Annotated in this window: 23 protein-coding genes; 10 read left to right on the top strand and 13 right to left on the bottom strand. The window is 60.0% G+C overall.

Translation table 11 applies throughout. From position 1 onward, the window contains the following. Window positions 1-22 precede the first annotated feature (22 nt). The 12 genes from GTU76_RS26990 to nrdR all read right to left on the bottom strand — a co-directional run bounded on the left by GTU76_RS26990 (window position 23) and on the right by nrdR (window position 8862). Window positions 23-823 carry a cobalamin-binding protein gene (locus GTU76_RS26990; RefSeq protein WP_180699999.1) on the bottom strand — a complete coding sequence of 267 codons (801 nt, stop codon included), beginning with the start codon at window positions 821-823 and terminating at the stop codon, window positions 23-25. Further along, complete coding sequence (locus tag GTU76_RS26985) at window positions 823-1242, bottom strand: MFS transporter (protein WP_122661425.1); 420 nt, start codon at window positions 1240-1242, stop codon at window positions 823-825. The genes GTU76_RS26990 and GTU76_RS26985 overlap by 1 nt, the downstream gene beginning before the upstream one ends. Next, window positions 1239-1856, bottom strand: coding sequence for a GTP cyclohydrolase II (gene ribA / locus GTU76_RS26980; protein WP_016984117.1), 618 nt, complete (start codon window positions 1854-1856; stop codon window positions 1239-1241). The genes GTU76_RS26985 and ribA overlap by 4 nt, the downstream gene beginning before the upstream one ends. A gap of 245 nt (window positions 1857-2101) precedes the next feature. Then, window positions 2102-2839 (bottom strand): substrate-binding periplasmic protein, encoded by a 738-nt coding sequence (locus GTU76_RS26975; protein ID WP_180699998.1) that lies wholly within the window; start codon window positions 2837-2839, stop codon window positions 2102-2104. Window positions 2840-2876: 37 nt separating this feature from the next. Next, entirely contained in the window at window positions 2877-3380 is a 504-nt protein-coding gene (locus GTU76_RS26970) for a phosphatidylglycerophosphatase A family protein (protein WP_007910933.1), read from the bottom strand. Continuing rightward, window positions 3377-4342, bottom strand: coding sequence for a thiamine-phosphate kinase (gene thiL, locus GTU76_RS26965; RefSeq protein ID WP_180699997.1), 966 nt, complete (start codon window positions 4340-4342; stop codon window positions 3377-3379). Before thiL ends, GTU76_RS26970 begins: the two co-directional genes overlap by 4 nt. Before the next feature lie 27 nt (window positions 4343-4369). Next, window positions 4370-4870 (bottom strand): transcription antitermination factor NusB, encoded by a 501-nt coding sequence (gene nusB / locus GTU76_RS26960; RefSeq protein WP_016984114.1) that lies wholly within the window; start codon window positions 4868-4870, stop codon window positions 4370-4372. Next, a complete protein-coding gene (gene ribH, locus GTU76_RS26955; protein WP_003228649.1) occupies window positions 4867-5343 on the bottom strand; it encodes a 6,7-dimethyl-8-ribityllumazine synthase in 477 nt (158 codons plus the stop codon). The genes nusB and ribH overlap by 4 nt, the downstream gene beginning before the upstream one ends. A gap of 91 nt (window positions 5344-5434) precedes the next feature. After that, window positions 5435-6526 (bottom strand): bifunctional 3,4-dihydroxy-2-butanone-4-phosphate synthase/GTP cyclohydrolase II, encoded by a 1092-nt coding sequence (ribBA, locus tag GTU76_RS26950; RefSeq protein ID WP_180699996.1) that lies wholly within the window; start codon window positions 6524-6526, stop codon window positions 5435-5437. Window positions 6527-6542: 16 nt separating this feature from the next. Next, window positions 6543-7220, bottom strand: coding sequence for a riboflavin synthase (locus GTU76_RS26945; protein ID WP_180699995.1), 678 nt, complete (start codon window positions 7218-7220; stop codon window positions 6543-6545). 47 nt (window positions 7221-7267) lie between these two features. Next, window positions 7268-8401: a bifunctional diaminohydroxyphosphoribosylaminopyrimidine deaminase/5-amino-6-(5-phosphoribosylamino)uracil reductase RibD gene (gene ribD, locus GTU76_RS26940; protein ID WP_180699994.1), complete on the bottom strand. Its 1134-nt coding sequence runs from the start codon at window positions 8399-8401 to the stop codon at window positions 7268-7270. Further along, window positions 8398-8862 carry a transcriptional regulator NrdR gene (gene nrdR, locus GTU76_RS26935; RefSeq protein WP_007910946.1) on the bottom strand — a complete coding sequence of 155 codons (465 nt, stop codon included), beginning with the start codon at window positions 8860-8862 and terminating at the stop codon, window positions 8398-8400. The genes ribD and nrdR overlap by 4 nt, the downstream gene beginning before the upstream one ends. A gap of 128 nt (window positions 8863-8990) precedes the next feature. Here nrdR and GTU76_RS26930 point away from each other — a divergent pair, with 128 nt between their 5' ends. The 3 genes from GTU76_RS26930 to trxA all read left to right on the top strand — a co-directional run bounded on the left by GTU76_RS26930 (window position 8991) and on the right by trxA (window position 11150). Then, window positions 8991-9455, top strand: coding sequence for a YbaY family lipoprotein (locus tag GTU76_RS26930; protein WP_053124259.1), 465 nt, complete (start codon window positions 8991-8993; stop codon window positions 9453-9455). Further along, complete coding sequence (locus GTU76_RS26925; RefSeq protein WP_180699993.1) at window positions 9452-10105, top strand: class I SAM-dependent methyltransferase; 654 nt, start codon at window positions 9452-9454, stop codon at window positions 10103-10105. Before GTU76_RS26930 ends, GTU76_RS26925 begins: the two co-directional genes overlap by 4 nt. A 172-nt stretch (window positions 10106-10277) precedes the next feature. Continuing rightward, on the top strand, window positions 10278-11150 hold the full coding sequence (trxA, locus tag GTU76_RS26920; protein ID WP_180699992.1) for a thioredoxin: 873 nt from the start codon (window positions 10278-10280) through the stop codon (window positions 11148-11150). A gap of 112 nt (window positions 11151-11262) precedes the next feature. Here trxA and GTU76_RS26915 read toward each other — a convergent pair whose 3' ends face one another. Beyond that, window positions 11263-11619 (bottom strand): hypothetical protein, encoded by a 357-nt coding sequence (locus tag GTU76_RS26915; RefSeq protein WP_016984106.1) that lies wholly within the window; start codon window positions 11617-11619, stop codon window positions 11263-11265. Window positions 11620-11744: 125 nt separating this feature from the next. Between GTU76_RS26915 and GTU76_RS30175 the strand changes: the two genes are divergently transcribed. The 7 genes from GTU76_RS30175 to GTU76_RS26875 all read left to right on the top strand — a co-directional run bounded on the left by GTU76_RS30175 (window position 11745) and on the right by GTU76_RS26875 (window position 17233). Beyond that, window positions 11745-12326 carry a PAAR domain-containing protein gene (locus GTU76_RS30175; protein ID WP_246376154.1) on the top strand — a complete coding sequence of 194 codons (582 nt, stop codon included), beginning with the start codon at window positions 11745-11747 and terminating at the stop codon, window positions 12324-12326. After that, window positions 12323-13270 (top strand): CHAP domain-containing protein, encoded by a 948-nt coding sequence (locus GTU76_RS26900; protein ID WP_175553104.1) that lies wholly within the window; start codon window positions 12323-12325, stop codon window positions 13268-13270. Before GTU76_RS30175 ends, GTU76_RS26900 begins: the two co-directional genes overlap by 4 nt. Continuing rightward, entirely contained in the window at window positions 13267-13833 is a 567-nt protein-coding gene (locus GTU76_RS26895) for a hypothetical protein (RefSeq protein ID WP_180699991.1), read from the top strand. The genes GTU76_RS26900 and GTU76_RS26895 overlap by 4 nt, the downstream gene beginning before the upstream one ends. Before the next feature lie 158 nt (window positions 13834-13991). After that, a complete protein-coding gene (locus GTU76_RS26890) occupies window positions 13992-14585 on the top strand; it encodes a DUF2796 domain-containing protein (RefSeq protein ID WP_180699990.1) in 594 nt (197 codons plus the stop codon). A gap of 140 nt (window positions 14586-14725) precedes the next feature. After that, window positions 14726-15436 (top strand): ABC transporter ATP-binding protein, encoded by a 711-nt coding sequence (locus GTU76_RS26885; protein WP_180699989.1) that lies wholly within the window; start codon window positions 14726-14728, stop codon window positions 15434-15436. 1 nt (window position 15437) lies between these two features. Further along, entirely contained in the window at window positions 15438-16703 is a 1266-nt protein-coding gene (locus GTU76_RS26880; protein ID WP_180699988.1) for an ABC transporter permease, read from the top strand. Window positions 16704-16714: 11 nt separating this feature from the next. Then, window positions 16715-17233 (top strand): DUF3299 domain-containing protein, encoded by a 519-nt coding sequence (locus GTU76_RS26875; protein WP_175553099.1) that lies wholly within the window; start codon window positions 16715-16717, stop codon window positions 17231-17233. The last annotated feature ends 137 nt before the right edge of the window (window positions 17234-17370 follow it).

Below are 17370 nucleotides of genomic sequence, written 5' to 3'. Positions count from 1 at the left end.
TCGCGAAGAAGTCACCACGGTTTCAGCGGTCAGGCGCGATCAATTGGCAGAGTTTGGCGGTAGCGCTGATCATTTGGCCACTTGGGCGCTCAAGGCCTTTGTCGGTGACCAACAGTAACTTTGCCTGCTTCACCGCTGCTACCTGCGGCCACGCCTTCCACGCATTCAGCTGCGCCCGATCACTCGCCAGAATCACCTCTGGATCGCGCTGCAACACCGCCTCAATACTCACCTGCGGCGCCGGCAGACTCAGATCGCTGAACACATTGCGCGCCCCGCACACTTCCAGCGCATCACTGATGATTTGCCCGCCACCGACGGTGTACAGCGGCTTGTCCCACACCTGATAAAACACCCGCAACGGCACGTCCCGGCGATAGCGCTGGCGCAGCTCTGCGAGTTGTTTGCGCATCTCCGAAGCCCGTTTCACCCCACGTTCAGGTCGCCCCAATTGCGCGGCAATGGCTTCTATCTGGGTAGTGAGTTGCTCAAGGGAATGCGGTTCAGCGACGAAGGTCGGGATGCCCAGGCGCTTGAGCTGATCACGCTGCGCAGGGCCGACACTGCCGGGCCACAGCAACAATAAATCAGGCTTGAGGCTGAGCAGTTGTTCCATGTCGAGTTGGCCATAGCGGCCGACAGAGGGGACGTTGGCAATTTCAGCAGGACGCTCCCCGGCATCCAGCACACCGACCAACAGATCAGCCGAATCCAGTTCAACGACAATTTCAGAAAGCGACGGCGCGAGGCTGACCACCCGCAGGTTCGCCAGCACCGGGCCACTGACGGCCAGCAGCAGAAGCGCCAGCCAGAGACGACGCATCAGCCGAGTTGACGCGGGATACGGTAGAGATAAAACAGCACCGCCGTGGACAGTGCCAGCAGCATCAGCGGCACGGCTTCAAGACCGACAAACACCGCCAGTGCGCCGATCCACGCCGGCAAGGCTGCGGCGAGAAAAGCCGCACGACGACGGGCTGCGAGGGCAATCCACGCTGCAGGTTCATCCGGGGTATCGAGGGCTTTTTGCGTGGCGATCAGTGCATGTTTGTAGCGACCGAAGAACTTCAGGCTGACAAACATCGACGCGACGCCGGCAATGAAAAACGGCATCGCCAGTACTGGCAGAATCCCTTCGCCCTGGCCGAACAGGGCGTTGAGGACAAACAACGGCACCAGCGCCAGTGCGAGGTATTTCCACCAATCGACCGACAACCGGCGCCGCACCTGACCACGAGTCACGCGCGATCGACCTCGCCCTGATGCTCGTTGCCCATCATGTGATCGAGCTTGCTGGCCTTGGTTGCCAGATAGAGTTTGTTGTGCGGGTTGTGACCGGTGTGCAACGGCACGCGCTCGGCGACGGTAATGCCCATGTCGGTCAAGGCTTTGACCTTGCGCGGGTTGTTGGTCATCAGACGTAGGGATTTCACACCCAAGTGCTCCAGCATCGGCAGGCACATGGCGTAGTCGCGCTGGTCAGCGGCAAAGCCCAGACGTTCGTTGGCTTCAACGGTGTCGGCGCCGCCGTCCTGCAACTCGTAGGCACGGATCTTGTTCAGCAGACCGATGCCGCGACCTTCCTGACGCAGGTACAGCAACACGCCACGGCCTTCACGGGCGATGGCTTTGAGCGCGCCTTCCAGTTGCGAGCCGCAGTCGCAGCGCTGGCTGAACAAGGCATCGCCCGTCAGGCATTCGGAGTGCAAACGGCCGAGTACCGGGGCACCGTCGGCAATTTCACCCAGGCTCAGCACGACGTGCTCGCGGCCGGTGGCTTCATCGAGAAAACCGTGCATGGTGAATTGCGCAAAAGGCGTTGGCAGCTTGGAAGCGGCGACAAAGACGACAGGCACCGGTGTGCTCCTGATCTAAAGAGTCTGAAAATTCGCAGGCCGGCATTGTAACAGCAGGTTCCTACCGGCGCTTAGGCTGAATTATCGGGGATAACGATCAAAAAGTTTGATAACTACCTCATGGACGCCGCAGCTCCCTTGTAGGAGTGAGCCTGCTCGCGATAGCGGTGTGTCAGCCACATCAATGTTTGAGTTAGACCGCTATCGCGAGCAGGCGAAGGCCTACAGGGGATTTGTGCAGACCTTCAGTTCGAGTTGAACGGATACGGCTGTTTCCACTTCTCGAAGATCGGCTTCAACTCGCCGCTCTTCACCAACTGCTCCACACGCTGGTCATACAGCGCCATCAGCGCCCGTGCCTGTGGAGTGTCAGCGAAGCCTAGAAAAAGCGGCAACTCGATCAGATGCGAATAGCGATACTGCGTTGGATCCGTCGCCGTTTTCACCACCGCTTCAATCTCGGTCAGCGCATCGATGTAGTAATCCGCCCGCCCCTGCTTGAGCATCGACAGGATCCCGGTACGCCGCTCGATCTGGTTGTAACGCTTGATGTTCGGCAGGTAGTTTTCGTAACGATAGCCGCGTACCCAGGCCAGTCGATACTTGCCCAGCGTCGCCTGGGTCGGCACCGGGTTGCTCGCCAAGCCCAGCGCGTAGATGTGATCGGAATCGAAATTCCAGTGCGGGTACAAGACCTTTTCGGCTTCGTCACGATAAGAGCCGACCAGTGCGTCGACTTCCTTCAACTGCACCAGCCCTACCGAACGGGTGTAGGGCACCGTGCGTATATCCAGCTTTACCCCGGCCGGCTCGAACACATTGCGCAACACGTCCCAACCGAGGCCATGGCCGTCGGCGGCGGTGTAGTCTTCCCAGTCTTCGCTGGCCAAGTGGATGACCGCCGGCGTCGGCGCAGCTTCCTGCGCACTGACCACCGTGCCCAGCAAAGCAAAAAACACCAGCGCCAAACAGCGTCGAGCCATCCCTAGTCCCCTCACTTGACCCTGATATCCCTCGGAATCAGGCGAAAATCCACACCAGACCCTGCATCGCCAGCCAGGCAAACACACCGGCCAGCACGTCATCGAGCATGATGCCGACGCCGCCATGCACGTGCCGGTCGATCCAGCGGATCGGCCACGGCTTGAGAATATCGAAGAAGCGGAACACCAGGAAACCCGCGAGCAACCAGTACCAGCCTTCCGGTACCAGCCACAGGGTGATCCACATGCCGACCATTTCGTCCCAGACGATGCCTTCGTGGTCGTGGACCCGCAGATCGTCGGCGACTTTGCCGCACAGCCAGAAGCCGAACAGCATGGTGATCCCGAGCATCAGCCAGTAACCCCAGTCGGGCAGCATCTGCCACAACGGGATAAAGGGTAGCGCAACTAACGAGCCCCACGTGCCCGGGGCTTTCGGCAAGGTGCCGGAACCAAAACCGAACGCGAGGAAATGCCAGGGATTGCGCCAGACCGACGGCGGAACGAATTCGGCCGGAACCTGTTTCGGGTGATCTGTCACGGTGTCTCCTGAAAATGTTGATAGCCCCGGGTTTGCGGGGTGATGTCGTGCCCTTCGCGATCCAGCAGCACCACGCCCTGCCCTTCGGCCACGCGACCGATCACATGGATCGGCCAGCCATTGGCCAGCAGCGCCGGCAACTCGACGGACGGCAGGGTGAACGCCAGCACGTAATCATCGCCACCGCTCAGCGCTGCACGCTCGGCGCCGCGCTGACCGAGAAACGCCACTAATGCATCCGACAGCGGTACGCGCTCGCGTTCAATCTCAAGTCGCACCTTTGAGGCCAGCGCAATGTGGCCGCAATCGGCGAGCAGGCCATCGGAGATATCCAGCGCCGACGTGGCTTTGCTACGCAGGGCCTGACCGAGGGCGAGTTGCGGTTGTGGTGACCAGTAATGATCGAGCAGCGGTTGGGCGATATCAGGCTCGGCGTCACGCTGACCGAGCACCAAAGGCAAGGCGCCGGCCGCATTGCCCAGCTCACCGCCGACACAGAGCAAATCGCCCGGCTGCGCACCGCTGCGGGTCAATGCCTGACCCGCAGGCACGCGACCAAACACGGTCACCGTCAGGCTCAACGGCCCGCGCGTGGTGTCGCCACCGACCAGCGCGACGCCGCAACTCTGCGCCATACGGTTCAAACCGCGGGCATAGGCTTGCAGCCAATCGGCGGTCACCGTCGGTAAAGTCAGGGCAAGGGTAAAGGCAACAGGCGTGGCGCCCATAGCGGCCAGATCGCTGACCGCGACGGCCAGCGAGCGCTGACCGAGCAAAAACGGATCGCAGGGATCGGCGAAATGCACACCGGCCACCAGCGTATCGGTGGAGATCGCCAACTGCTCCCCGGAAGGAACAGCGAGCAAGGCACAGTCATCGCCGATCCCCAGAGCAACGCCTTCGCCGCCCTGCGCACAAGGCGCGGCGGCGAAGAAATTACGGATCAGCTCAAACTCGCCCATGGCTGAGACAAAGGATTCAAGCGCCGATTAGCGCTTGAACGCCTTCACTTCAGCTTCACGCAGGCGCGGTGCCAGCTTGTCGAGCACACCGTTGACGAACTTGTGACCGTCGGTGGAACCGTAGACTTTCGCCAGTTCGATCCCTTCGTTGATCACCACGCGGTACGGCACGTCGACGCGCTTGAGCAGTTCCCAGGTCGACAGGCGCAGTACGCACAGTTCAACCGGGTCGAGCTCTTCGATGGTCAGGTCCAGGCACGGTGCCAGCGCAGTGTCGATCTCGGTCAGACTGGCCGGAACACCGTGCAGGATATCGTGGAAGTAGCTGGCATCGGCGAAGGTGAAATCGTTGTCGACGCGAAACTGCGCTTCGATTTCGTTCAGCGAAGTCTTGGCCATGTGACGCTGATACAACGCTTGAGTCGCCAACTGACGGGCAGCACGGCGCTTTTCACTTTTCGAAGGCTTGCCGGCGTCGGTTGGACGCGGTTCGCGCGGGTTGAAACGATCGCTTTCGTCGCTAATCACTTGGCCTCCAACTGTGCCAGCAGGCTGACCATTTCCAGAGCGGACAGGGCAGCTTCGGCACCTTTGTTACCGGCCTTGGTGCCGGAACGTTCGATGGCTTGCTCGATGGAATCAACGGTCAGGACGCCGAAAGCGACCGGCACGCCGAACTCCATGGACACTTGGGCCAGACCCTTGGTGCACTCGCCTGCCACGTATTCGAAGTGCGGAGTACCGCCACGAATGACCGCGCCGAGGGCGATGATGGCTGCGAATTCACCTTTCTGGGCGACTTTCTGCGCAACCAGCGGGATTTCGAAGGCGCCAGGTGCGCGGATGATGGTGATGTCGCTTTCGCTCACGCCGTGGCGAACCAGGGCATCAACTGCACCGCTGACCAGGCTTTCAACCACGAAGCTGTTGAAACGGCCCACTACCAAAGCGTAGCGGCCTTTAGGGGCGATGAAGGTACCTTCGATGGTCTTCAGGGTCATTCGTCAGTTCTCTTAAAGAGCCGGGACGCGTCTGCTACGCGTCCCTCAGTGATTTATTTGCCGCGAATTCGGGTCCGGAAACAACCGGTCATTATTCGGAGGGCACGTATTCTACAACTTCCAGATCGAAACCGGATATCGCATTAAATTTCATTGGTGCAGACATCAGGCGCATTTTGCGCACACCGAGGTCACGCAGGATCTGCGAACCGGCACCGACGATGCTGTAAGTCGTCGGTTTTTTCGGCACGGCCTGATCACCGGTTTCGCGGATATGCGCCAGCAGCACGTCGCCATCGAGCGGGTGACCGAGCAGCAAAACTACGCCGCTACCCGCCTCGGCAACCGCAGCCATGGCGGCACGCAGGCTCCAGCGGCCCGGCTGCTTGACCATCAACAGGTCGCGCAGCGGGTCCATGTTGTGCACACGAACCAGTGTTGGTTCTTCAGCGCAAACGGTACCCAGGGTCAGCGCCATGTGCACGTCGCCTTCCACCGAATCACGATAGGTCACCAGGTTGAATTGGCCCAGCTCGCTGTCCAGTGGCTGCTCGGCAATCCGCTGAACGGTACGTTCGTGGATCATCCGGTAGTGAATCAGGTCGGCGATGGTGCCGATCTTGATGTTGTGTACAGCGGCAAACTCTTCGAGTTCGGCGCGACGAGACATGGTGCCGTCGTCGTTCATGACTTCGCAGATCACCCCGCTCGGCTCGAAACCCGCCATGCGCGCGAGGTCGCAAGCGGCTTCGGTGTGGCCGGCGCGAGCGAGGGTGCCGCCGGCCTGAGCCATCAGCGGGAAGATGTGGCCGGGGCTGACGATGTCCTCAGCCTTGGCGTCTTTGGCGGCAGCCGCTTGCACGGTGCGCGCACGGTCAGCGGCGGAGATACCGGTGGTCACGCCTTCGGCGGCTTCGATCGAGACGGTGAACTTGGTGCCGAAACCGGAACCGTTGCGCGGCGCCATCAATGGCAGCTTCAACAGCTCGCAGCGCTCACGGCTCATCGGCATGCAGATCAGGCCACGGGCGTGCTTGGCCATGAAGTTGATGTGCTCGGCCTTGCAGCATTCGGCGGCCATGATCAGGTCGCCTTCGTTCTCGCGGTCTTCGTCATCCATGAGGATGACCATCTTGCCTTGGCGGATGTCTTCGACCAGTTCTTCGATGCTATTGAGCGCCACAAGGCACCCCCTTCAGTCAGGATTTGAGGTAGCCGTTGGCGGCCAGAAAGCTTTCGGTGATGGTGCCACCAGGCTTTTGTGAAGAGCCGGACTCTGCGGCCTTGTCGCCCAAGAGCAGACGCTCCAGATAGCGCGCCAGTAAATCGACCTCCAGATTCACCCGGCGACCTGGCTTGTACGACGCCATGATGGTTTCGCTCAGTGTGTGCGGAATGATCGTCAGCATGAACTCGGCGCCATCGACTTCGTTCACGGTCAGGCTGGTGCCGTCGACGGTGATCGAGCCTTTGTGGGCGATGTACTTGGCCAGGTCTTTCGGCGCGCGGATGCGAAATTCCACGGCACGGGCATTGTCGCTGCGCGAGACGATTTCGCCGACGCCGTCGACGTGACCGCTGACCAGGTGCCCGCCGAGACGGGTGGTCGGGGTCAGGGCTTTTTCCAGATTGACCGGGCTGCCGCTTTTCAGGTCGTTCATGGCGGTGCAGTCCAGCGTTTCACGGCTGACATCGGCTGCGAAGCCGTCGCCCGGCAGTTCAACCGCCGTCAGGCAGACGCCGTTGACTGCAATGCTGTCGCCGAGTTTGACGTCGCTCAGGTCGAGCTTGCCGGTGGCGACGTGGACCCGCACATCACCGCCCTTTGGGATCAGTGCGCGGATACTGCCGATGGATTCGATGATGCCGGTAAACATGGGGTTCTCCTTGAGAACTAAGCCAGCGTAATAACGATGGCCGGGAATTATACGCTCGCCGAAAGGACAGGGATGGCAGTGACTCGCCAGTCATCGCCCACCGCGCGAATTTCAGTGATTTTCAGCTCCGGGGCGTCCTTCATATACGCCAACGGCCAGTCCAGCAGCGGACGCGCCGTAGAGCCGAGAAACTTGCCGGCGATGAAGATCACGAATTCGTCGACCAGACCGAGCTGAGCAAAGGCTCCGGCCAAGCGTGGGCCGGCCTCGACCAGCACCTCGTTGGTGCCACGGTTGGCCAGTTCGATGAGTAATTGATGCAGGTCGACCTGACCATCGTCACCCGGCACGATCAGGCACTCGGGGCCGTGAGCGTATTGCTCTTCGATCGCGACACAGGTGGCGACCAAAGCCGGGCCAGCCTTGAAGAACGGCGCATCCAGCGGCACCCGCAGGCGTCCATCGATCAGCACGCGCAGCGGTGGGCGACTCATGGCCAGCGCGGTTTGCTCGCTGTCCAGACCGAGTTCGTCAGCGCGAACAGTCAAGCGCGCACCATCGGCCAGCACGGTGTCGGCACCGGTCAGCACCACCGCTGCCTGAGCGCGCAACCGCTGGACCGCCGAACGCGCGGCCGGGCCGGTGATCCATTGGCTTTCGCCGCTTTCCATCGCCGTGCGCCCGTCGAGACTCATGGCCAACTTGACCCGCACAAACGGCAAGCCGTGTTCCATGCGTTTCAGGAAACCTTGATTGAGCTTGTGCGCCTCGGCTTCGAGCACACCACTTTCAGTGGCGATACCGGCATCGGCCAGGCGCTGCAAACCACGTCCGGCGACTTGCGGATTGGGATCACGCATCGCCGCTACGACTCGGCCAACACCGGCATTCACCAGCGCATCGGCACACGGCGGCGTGCGTCCATGGTGGCTGCACGGCTCGAGGGTCACATAAGCTGTAGCGCCACGGGCCAGTTCACCAGCGGCGCGCAACGCGTGGACTTCAGCGTGGGGTTCGCCGGCGCGTTCATGCCAGCCTTCGCCGACGATCTGCCCATCACGCACCACCACGCAGCCGACCCGAGGATTGGGATGGGTGGTGTAGTGACCTTTGCGCGCCAGTTCCAGCGCGCGCGCCATGAAGTGGGCGTCGAGGATGGCCTGCTCGGCGACGGTGGTCATTCTTTCACCGGTTCACGGGCGAGGCGGTCGATTTCTTCGCGGAATTCGTTGAGGTCCTGGAAGCGTTTGTACACCGAGGCGAAACGGATGTAGGCGACTTCATCAAGCTTTTGCAATTCGGCCATGACCAGTTCGCCGACCACGAGGGATTTGACCTCGCGCTCGCCGGTGGCGCGCAGCTTGTGCTTGATGTGAACCAGAGAGGATTCGAGGCGCTCGACGCTTACCGGACGTTTCTCCAGGGCGCGTTGCATGCCGGCGCGGAGTTTTTCTTCGTCGAACGGTTGGCGGCTGCCGTCGGTTTTGATCAGGCGCGGCAACACCAGTTCGGCCGTCTCGAACGTCGTGAAACGCTCGCCGCAGGCCAGGCATTCACGCCGGCGGCGCACCTGTTCGCCCTCGGCGACCAGACGCGAGTCGATGACCTTGGTGTCGTTGGCACCGCAGAAGGGACAGTGCATGGTGGCTGGCAACAAAAAAAGGGAGGGCCATGGTAGCGCATCCCGGTGGCAAGACAAGCCATAGGCTTTGCGGTATACAGAACGGCATGATCGTTTGATCCATGGATTTCATTTTGCCGGAGCATCCAATGCCGTTACGTCCGCTCGTTTTGCTCAGTCTTTTCAGCCTGCTGGTGGCCTGTGGCAGCGATGCACCCAAGCCCCAGCCGCCAACGCCGGGCCCGGCGCCGCAACAAGCGCAGAAAAAAGCCAAAGAGGCCGCCGAGCTTGGCCCGCTGCCGGCTTATCAACGGGAACTGAGCGGCACTCTGCAAGGCGTACCGGCCGGCGCCGAAGTCGAACTGGCATTGCTGGTGATCGACGAGAAGGATCGCCCGCAACAATTGCTCGCCAGTTCCAGCCTGATCGGCAACAACCAGATCCTGCCGTTCCGCCTGCGCTTCAACCCGGACGCCTTCCCCGCCGGTGCGCGGGTTGAACTGCGCGGGCGCGCCAGCCAGTCCGGTCAGTTGATCCTGCATCTGCCTTCGCAAACCATCAGCCAGCCGACCACTCAGGCGTTGGGCCAGCTGCAATTTGTCAAAGCACCATGACGGCACCGCTCGACCTGCAACGGGCGTTGGGTGAGTTGCTCGGCGACGCCAGACTCAAGGTCTGTGCATTGCCGGACACTGATTTACAGCTATGGCTGATCGATGGCGACAACATGGATCGCGAATTCAGCCAGGAAGAAATTCAGCGAATTCTGCACGAGCCACCGTACTGGGGTTTCTGCTGGGCCAGCGGTCTGGCAGTGGCGCGCTATCTGGCGGAGTTTCCCGAGTGGGTGCGCGGCAAGCGTGTGCTGGATTTCGGTGCTGGTTCCGGGATTGCCGGGATCGCGGCGGCGAAGGCCGGGGCGCTGGAGGTGGTGGCGTGCGATCTGGATCCGCTGGCGATTTCCGCGTGTCGGGCGAATGCCTCGCTGAATGGCGTAGGGATGAATTACTCGACGGATTTCTTTGCCGAGGCGGATCGGTTTGATCTGATTCTGGTGGCGGACGTGTTGTACGACCGGGCGAATCTGCCGTTGCTCGATGCATTTTTAAGTCGTGGCCGTGAGGCGTTGGTGGCGGATTCGCGGGTTCGGGATTTTCGCCATCCGCTGTATGAGCGCATCGAGATGCTTGAAGCGATGACGTTGCCGGATCTGGCGGAGCCGGAAGAATTCAGGCATGTCAGCCTCTACCATGCGCGGCGCTGATTAAAAGCTTCGCGAGCAGGCTCGCTCCCACAGGGGAATGCATTCCAGGGTAGGAGCGAGCCTGCTCGCGAAGGCGTCCGCCCATGCAACACACCTCTCAAAAGCTGACCGCTTCCGGCCACCCCCCGCCAAGCCGTATAGTTGCCCCATCCACGCTTTGACGAGATCCCCCATGAGTGAGCAAACGCCGTACATCTTCGACGCCACGACGGCCGATTTCGACCAGTCGGTGATCGAGGCCTCTTTCAACAAACCGGTGCTGGTGGATTTCTGGGCCGAATGGTGTGCGCCGTGCAAGGCGTTGATGCCGATGCTGCAGGGCATTGCCGAGAGCTATCAGGGCGAATTGCTGCTGGCCAAGGTCAACTGCGACATCGAGCAAGACATCGTCGCCCGCTTCGGCATTCGCAGCCTGCCGACCGTGGTGCTGTTCAAGGACGGCCAACCGGTCGACGGTTTTGCCGGTGCACAACCGGAATCCGCCGTACGCGCGCTGCTTGAGCCTCATGTGCAGATGCCGCCACCGGCCGCCGCCGATCCGTTCGAACAGGCTCAGGCATTGTTCGATGACGGTCGTTACGCCGATGCCGAAGCGGCGCTGGTGGTCATGCTCACTGAGGACAACAGCAACGCCAAGGCCCTGATCCTCTACGCGCGCTGCCTGACTGAACGCGGCGAGCTGGACGAAGCGCAAACCGTGCTGGATGCAGTCAAGAGTGACGAACACAAAGCCGCGCTGGCCGGGGCCAAGGCACAGATCAAGTTCCTCGGTCTGGCGCGTGACCTGCCAGATGCAGCTGACCTGAAAGCGCGTCTGGCGAAAGATCCGCAGGACGATGAAGCGGTGTATCAACTGGCGATTCAGCAACTGGCGCGCCAGCAATACGAGGCGGCGCTGGAGGCGCTGCTCAAGCTGTTCATCCGCAATCGCAGTTATGGCGAAGGCCTGCCGCACAAAACCTTGCTGCAGGTGTTCGAGCTCTTGGGCAACGATCATCCGCTGGTGACGGTGTACCGTCGCAAGATGTTTGCTGCGCTTTATTAAGATCAAAAGATCGCAGCCTTCGGCAGCTCCTACACGGGATTGTGTTCACCGCGCATTTTGCGGATGAACGCTGCATCTGTAGGAGGTGCCGCAGGCTGCGATCTTTTGCGGTTCACTCGATCCAGCTGTAGAGCGGCGTATCCCCGCCGCTCACCACTTTTACGTCCGAACTGTGGCGCAGTCGTACCAGCAGGCGCTTGCCTGACACCGCGCTGCCGGTCAGGCCTTCCAGTTGCTCAAGCAGATCCGGCCCGCTGAGCTGGCCAGCCTTGCGCAGTAAATCCCTGGCGACCTGCCACAAAGCATCGTCCTGATTCTGCGGTTTCGCCGCTGGCACCGCTACGGCCGCCGCTTGGGCTATCTGCGGCTGTGCGCCAAGGGCTGAGCCCAGCTTCGCCCAGTCGCTGTCATCCAGTTCCACCGTCAAATCCACCGGCACGTCGCCGACGGTTCCGCGTATCCGCAACATTGAGTTCGCCTCCGTACATTTCTGACCTGCATGCTCCCACGGGACATGTGTAACACCAAGTGTAGGCAGCTGGCAGTTCGAGAGTTATCAACTACATTTTTGTTTTTTCCATGGGAAGGATGCCCATGTCTTCAGGACGAAAGCTGGCGTCAAAAGGAGGCCCGACTTCGACGGGCGGCGTGATACTTGAGGGAAACGAAAACCTCAAGATTGAAGGAAAAATCATCGCTTCCATCGGGCAAATCGCCAGTTGTCCGGTTTGCGGTCCCGGCAAAGGACCGATCGTGGCCGTGGGTGAAAGAACGCTGATATTGCCTGCAGGCCCGGCAGCGTTGGTAGATGACTATGTCGCCTGCGGCTGTCCGCCCATGTCCAACAAGCTGCTTCCCCAACAACACAGTGGTTTTGCCGGAACAGGCCGTCCTGCCCCCATCGACATGGGCTCACCCGTTGTCGCGATGACTTCGTACCGTTACCTGCAAGTGATCATTGAACGCTTGGGCGACAGCGAAAAACCCGGACTGGCGTACAAACTCAAGGACAGAAAAAAGGTTGCCGTCTTGCAGGACAGCACCTGCAACGCCACGGGTGAAGGCTGCGAACACCCGGTTGAAAACCATGCGGATTACGACACTCTGTTGGTCGGTGAAGACTCGGAATGGACGTTTTACGCCTACGAAGAACCCCTTGATCAGGATCTTTCATGAAATCGGAAATCAAACTGATCTTTAAAGACTTTCTGATGCAGCCTCCCAAAGGAGTTAAGTTTCAGTTGCTGGTGGATGCGCTGGTCATTGATGACAACATTATTCAGAACGATGACAAACCCCGCATCTACTCACTCATCTCTGATAAGGAGCAAACCGCAATAACCTTGGGCACAAAGAAATTGCCGTCGATAAAAAACCGCCACAGCCACGAAGTTATTGTCCAGATCGTCGGTGCATCGGGAGCGACAAAGGCAATGCACACAGCCACATTGACCGAAGGAAAATCCTTGTCGATCGTCGCCGTCTCGCCATGGGTCAAAGTGCCCTTGTCCACCAGCGGTGCCGTTTCAAATGACACTTTTTACGAAGTGGAGTACGGGGTCAAACGCAGGAACGAGACCCGTACCGTCAAGGTAGTCATCCAGGACATGCCGCGCCGAATATTGATGGCGGCGCTGTCGTATCGTGGCTCCACCACATGGGCATATGGCAAGAGCAAAGAGTCGTTGCCACACCCGACTATCAATAAAACGGTGACATTTGCAGCCGAAACCAACAAATGCAACCTCTTCGTCTATGACGTACTGACCTCGATCGGCATCAATGTCGCGTGGATTGAACACGGCAGGTCAAAATTTCTGCCCGGAATGATGAAGGTCAGTCCACCTGTGGCAGGTGAATGGGCTGACGATGAACGCCTTCTCGCCACCTGGAAAGTGGAGCGTTCACCTTTACCCGGCGATATCGGTGCGTATGCTGTCACTTATTCTAACGCCAGCGGTCATGTCGGTTTCGTGCTAACCCATGGGGTCTGTATTTCCGCTGGCCGAGAGAAAGTCGAAGTCAACGATGTAGGCTTTCGAAACGCCGCAGGCAATGCAATACGCGGTGACCATGACTTCACTATTTTTCGACGGTACAAACACAGCACGCCAAGATGAAACGACTTTTCTGGATACTTCCTGCAATCCCCCTTCTGCTGATCATGGGGTGGCGCTTCTGGTCGCCTGTCGATCTTTCTTCCTGTACAAACGATACCGCGGCACCGGGACCACTTAGCGTATTCATTCGCAACTACTTCGAGAGCAACCTTCGTACAGACTGGCGGGATATGGATGATCGTTTCGATGTTCTCTCCACTCCCGAAGGCCAGAGTATCGCCAGCCAGCCACAGCCGTACGCCTGCGAAGCATTACATATCCTGCAAAGCCCGACTTTCAGTCAGAGCGAAAAGATCTACACCACCGTATTGATGTTCCAGTTGCCGATCAGTCAGTACATGGGCTTCATGGATCGTACCCATCAACTCTATGCAGAGGGCAAAATAGATCAGGAGGTCATGAAAGTGGTGATACGTCCACGCGGAACAGCCATCAATTACTGGTGGCTGCCAGCATGGCGCCAGCGCTTCACTCGCGATGCCCCGAGCGTACTTGATGCAAATCTGATCAATTATGTGCTATCGGGCCATTACTGGTTCGACTATCCCGGCGCAGGCTTCTGACTATAAAAGTGTGACTTCCAATCTAAGCACCGCCCCGGAATCTACCTTGGGCGGTGCTCAGTCATGTCTTGCGCAAAGCGGAGCGCACGGGCAAACTCTGCGCACTTTCGTTATAAGATTACATAACAAACTCTTCACTTTACTTCCCGGAGACCGCCATGCGTCGTCTGCTGCTCGCTTTGCCGTTTGCCCTGTTGCCGCTGGCCATTGCCCATGCGGCTGATGAGCATGACCACGATCATGAACACGGCAGCCTCGGTGCGCATGAACATGGCGTTGGTCGTTTGAATGCCGCGCTGGATGGCCAGACCCTGGAGCTGGAGCTGGAAAGCCCGGCGATGAACCTTGTGGGTTTCGAACACATCGCCACCAGCGATGCCGACAAGGCCAAAGTTGCCGCCGCCCGTGCGCAACTGGAAAAACCGCTGACCCTGTTCAGCCTGCCCGCCGCTGCCGGTTGCAAAGTGGTCAGTCAGGAACTGGAAAGCCCGCTGTTCGGCGACAAGCCGGATGCCGATGACCATGACGACGATGAAGCGGACAAGGATGGTCACGAGCATCACCACGACCACAGCGAAATCCACGCGCACTACCAGTTCAACTGCGCCACACCGGGCGCGTTGAAGACGCTGGATCTGGCGAACGTCTTCAATACCTTCCCGGCGACGCAGAAAATTCAGGTACAACTGATCAGCGCCAGCGGCCAGCAAGGTACTGAAGTGACGGCCAAGGCTGCCGCGCTGAAATTCTAAGCCTCACCGGAATCCCCTTGTGGGAGCGAGCTTGCTCGCGAATGCGATTCGTCAGACGCCTTTGAATTGACTGATCTGCCGCTTTCGCGAGCAAGCTCGCTCCCACAGGGGTTATGTGTTCACCTCATGAAACTGGTGCCATGACCCAAGCACTCATCGAACTGTCCGACCTGGGCTTCAACTGGCCCGGTCACCCGCCGTTGCTGGACATCCCGGCGTTTCGTCTGGAAGCCGGCGAAACCCTGTTCCTCAAAGGCCCCAGCGGCAGCGGCAAGACCACCCTGCTCGGCCTGCTTGGCGGTGTGCAGAAACCCGGTCGCGGCAGCATTCGTCTGCTCGGCCAGGAACTCACCGAACTCTCCGCCGGCGCCCGCGACACCTTTCGCGTCGATCACACCGGCTACATATTCCAGCAGTTCAACCTGCTGCCGTTTCTCTCGGTGCGCGAGAACGTCGAGCTGCCCTGTCACTTCTCGAAACTGCGTGCGCAACGGGCGAAACAGCGCCACGGCAGCGTCGATCAAGCCGCCGCCACGTTGCTCGCTCACCTAGGTCTGAAAGACGAAAGCATCCTCAGCCGCCGCGCCGACTCACTGTCGATCGGCCAGCAACAAAGGGTCGCAGCCGCACGCGCATTGATCGGTCAGCCAGAACTGGTCATCGCCGACGAACCGACTTCGGCACTGGATTACGACGCCCGGGAAAATTTCATCCGCCTGCTGTTCGCCGAATGCCGTGAAGCCAGTTCCAGTCTGCTGTTCGTCAGCCATGACCAGAGTCTGGCACCGCTGTTCGACCGTCACCTGTCCCTGGCCGAACTCAATCGCGCCGCCACGTCTGCCGAGGTCTGAGATGTATCTGTTTCGTCTGGCCATGGCCAGCCTGGCCAACCGCCGCTTTACCGCGTTGCTCACTGCCTTCGCCATCGCCCTGTCGGTGTGCCTGTTGCTCGCCGTCGAGCGTGTGCGCACCGAAGCCAAAGCCAGTTTCGCCAGCACCATCAGCGGCACTGACCTGATCGTCGGCGCGCGCTCCGGCTCGGTGAATCTGCTGCTGTACTCGGTGTTCCGCATCGGCAACGCCACCAACAACATTCGCTGGGACAGTTTCGAACACTTCGCCAACAACCCGAAAGTGAAATGGGCGATCCCGATGTCCCTCGGCGACTCCCATCGCGGCTATCGCGTGATGGGCACCACCGAAGCCTATTTCGAGCATTACCAATACGGTCGCCAACAACACCTGGCACTGGCTGACGGCCGTGCGTTTGCAACAGATCCGTTTGAAGTGGTGCTCGGTGCCGAGGTCGCAGATGCGCTGCATTACAAACTCGGCGACCAACTGGTGCTGGCCCACGGCGTGGCGGCGATCAGTCTGGTCAAACACGATGACAAACCGTTTACCGTGGTCGGAATCCTCAAGCGCACCGGCACCCCGGTCGATCGCACGCTGCACATCAGCCTCGGTGGCATGGAGGCGATTCACATCGACTGGCACAACGGCGTGCCAGCGCGCGGCAACGGCCGGATCACGGCGGATCAGGCGCGCAACATGGACCTGACGCCGCAAGCGATCACCGCGTTCATGCTTGGTCTGAACAGCAAGATTTCCACGTTTGCATTGCAACGCGAAATCAATGAATTCCGTGGCGAACCGATGCTGGCGATTCTGCCGGGCGTGGCATTGCAAGAGTTGTGGAGCCTGATGAGCACCGCTGAAAAAGCGCTGTTCGTGGTCTCGCTGTTCGTGGTGCTGACCGGGTTGATCGGCATGCTCACGGCGATTCTGACCAGTCTTAACGAACGTCGGCGCGAGATGGCAATTCTGCGTTCGGTCGGGGCACGGCCGTGGCACATCGCGAGTCTGCTGGTGCTTGAGGCGTTTGCACTGGCGCTGACAGGCGTGATTGCCGGAGTGGCATTGCTGTACATCGGCATTGCCGCCGCACAGGGCTACGTGCAGGCCAATTACGGTTTGTTCCTGCCGCTGGCGTGGCCGAGCGAGTATGAATGGACGCTGCTCGGTGGCATTCTGGCCGCCGCGCTGCTGATGGGCAGCGTGCCGGCCTGGCGCGCGTATCGCCAATCCTTGGCCGATGGCCTGTCGATCAGTTTATGAGGATGTTCACCATGCCCCGCGCCTTGCTTGCGCTGCTGTTGCTGGTCGCCCTGCCCGTGTGGGCAGCGGCGCCGAAAGACCTGACGTGGTCGGAGATGATCCCGCCGGACGCCGCGCCGGAAGTGCCGAACATGACGCCGTTGCATGACATGTCGAAGATGAGTGATGCGTTATCTGCCGAGGCGGCGCCAGCGGCGAAGCAGGACATGCCGAATGCGCCGGTGGTGCAATCACTCGACGGTCAAAACATTCGTTTGCCGGGCTACATCGTGCCGCTGGAAGTCAACGAAGAAGGGCGCACCACCGATTTTTTGCTGGTGCCGTATTTCGGCGCCTGCATCCATGTGCCGCCACCGCCGTCGAACCAGATTGTGCATGTCAAAAGCGAGTTGGGCGTGAAGCTTGATGAGTTGTATCAGCCGTATTGGGTCGAGGGGCCGTTGCAGGTCAAGGCGTCGAGCAGTGAGCTGGCGGATGCCGGGTATCAGATGGAGGCGGACAAGATTTATGTGTATGAGCTGCCGGAGTAATACCCGGTAGTTTTTTGCTGTTTGCAATGCCCCCTTCGCGAGCAAGCTCGCTCCCACAGGTGATCACATTCCAGGGTGGGAGCGAGCCTGCTCGCGAAGGGGCCGGCAATGGTTCCGCAAAAACCCGCCCCTTCACT

Origin of the sequence: Pseudomonas crudilactis (assembly GCF_013433315.1) — a bacterium.
Lineage (GTDB): Bacteria > Pseudomonadota > Gammaproteobacteria > Pseudomonadales > Pseudomonadaceae > Aquipseudomonas > Aquipseudomonas crudilactis.
The sequence above is the reverse complement of the archived record's forward strand: the minus strand, read 5'-3'. Positions and strand labels throughout refer to the sequence as shown.